This window comes from Pseudomonas sp. 2VD (assembly GCF_005503585.1).
GTDB lineage: Bacteria > Pseudomonadota > Gammaproteobacteria > Pseudomonadales > Pseudomonadaceae > Pseudomonas > Pseudomonas aeruginosa.
In genome coordinates, this window is record NZ_SCND01000610.1 from 1 (window position 1) to 1,817 (window position 1,817).

General features: G+C 70.6%; 1 protein-coding gene. It reads right to left on the bottom strand.

The genetic code is table 11. From position 1 onward, the window contains the following. Nucleotides 1–1,817 (bottom strand): xanthine dehydrogenase family protein molybdopterin-binding subunit (locus FFS27_RS32380; RefSeq protein WP_137952533.1); only part of this gene is annotated, 1,817 nt, incomplete at both ends.

A 1,817-nucleotide genomic window follows, 5' to 3' on the forward strand; every position in this document is an offset into this window, starting at 1 on the left:
CTCCTTGAGTACCCGGCTGGTGGACTGGATGACGTTGCCGTGGACCTGGTGCCTGACCCCATCGGGATTGACCATCTGCCCGCAGTCATGGGCGACCCAGACCTTGGCGACGCGCACCGCGCCGTTCTCCGGGTTCACCTCGACGTCGACGATCCAGGCGGCCCAGGCGGCGCCGAAACCGGGAAACTTGCTGTGGAAGTAGCGCGCATAGGCGAAGCCGCGTCCCTTCAGCACGCCGTCCCGGCGCGCCTCTGGGTTGGGGGAGGTGCGTGGCTGCCAGCCGGCGCGGGCGACCAGGGCGTCGATCAGCGCCAGGGCGCGCTGGTCGTCCAGGTAGCGGCGGCGGAAGGCGATGGGGTCGATGCCGGCCAGGTGCGCCAGTTCGTCGGCGTAGGACTCATGGGCGAACACGTTCGGCAGCGCCGAGACGCCGCGCATCCAGGACGCGCGGACGATGGGGGCGGCGTCGTTGGCCACCACCCGCATCCGCGGGTAGCGGTATTGCGGGATCGCGGTGCGGTCGCCCATGTCGGCCACCTGCGGGGTGGCCGGGATCCGCCTGGTGAGGAGCAGGGCCAGGGTCGGCGCACCGTTGGAGGGGTAGCAGGTGGCGAAGTCGTAGGCCGCCACCCGGCCTTGCTCGTCGAGACCGCCGCGGACCTCGATCAGTTGCGCGGTGCCTTTCGGTTCCCAGCCATGTTCCTGTTCGCGCATCAGTTGTACCCGCACCGGCCGGCCCACCGCCTGCGCCAGAAGCACGGCGTCGGCGCTGACGTCGTCGGCGCCGTTGCGTCCGTAGCAGCCGGCGGCTTCCATGCGGATCACCTCGATGTCCCCGGTCTCGCGCTGCAGCAGCCTGGCCAGGTCGTTGCGCAGGTCGTGCGGGTTCTGCGTGCCGGACCAGACGCGAGCGCGCTGCGCATCGACCTCGGCGAGGGCGCAGGAAGGGCCGATGGAGGCGTGCAACTGGTAGGGCCAGACATAGGTGGCCGACAGCGGCCGGGCGATGCCCGCGAGGTGCTGCTCGAGACCGGGCGAGTCGTGCAGCGTGCGTGGCTTCTTCGGATGCCGGCGAAGCGTGTCCTCGAGCCGGTCGGGTTCCAGCGGCGGCAGGCCCTGCCAGTCCTTCCAGCGCACCTTGAGCTGGCGCGCGGCGCGGATCGCCTGCTCCTCGCGTTCGCAGACCACGCCGACGAAGTCGCCGATCACGACCACCTTGACCAGCCCCGGCAGCCCGGCGACCGAGCTTTCGTCCACCGCCAGCAGGCCGCTGCCGAGCGGGGCGCTGACATCCGCGCCGGTATAGGGCGGGCGTACCACTCGCCCATGCAGCATGCCGGGCAGGCGCATGTCATGGACATAGGTCAGTTGACCGGTCAGCTTCGCCGGGATGTCCACCCGACGCACCGGCTTGCCGACCAGGCGGTACTCGCTGCGCGGCTTGAGCGGCGCCTTGCCGTCGATGTTCAGGTTGAAGCGCTGGCCTCGCAGCAACTCGCCGTAGCCGATCCGTCGCTGCGGATTGGCGGCGGCGAAGACCTGGCCGTTTTCGCTGCGCAGGCTGTCCGGATGCACCGGGAAATGGCTTCCGGCCTGGCGCAGGAGGAAGCGCCGGGCTTCGGCGGCGGCCTGGCGCAGCGGCACGGCGCTGACCTGGATGCTGGCGCTGGCGATGGTCGGCCCCTGGTCCGGTGTGCGACGGGTGTCGCCGAGGATCATCTCGACCTGCTCGAACGCGACGTCCAACTCTTCGGCGACGATCTGCGCCAGTGCCGTGCGGATGCCGGTACCAAGGTCGACGTGACCGCAGAAGGCGG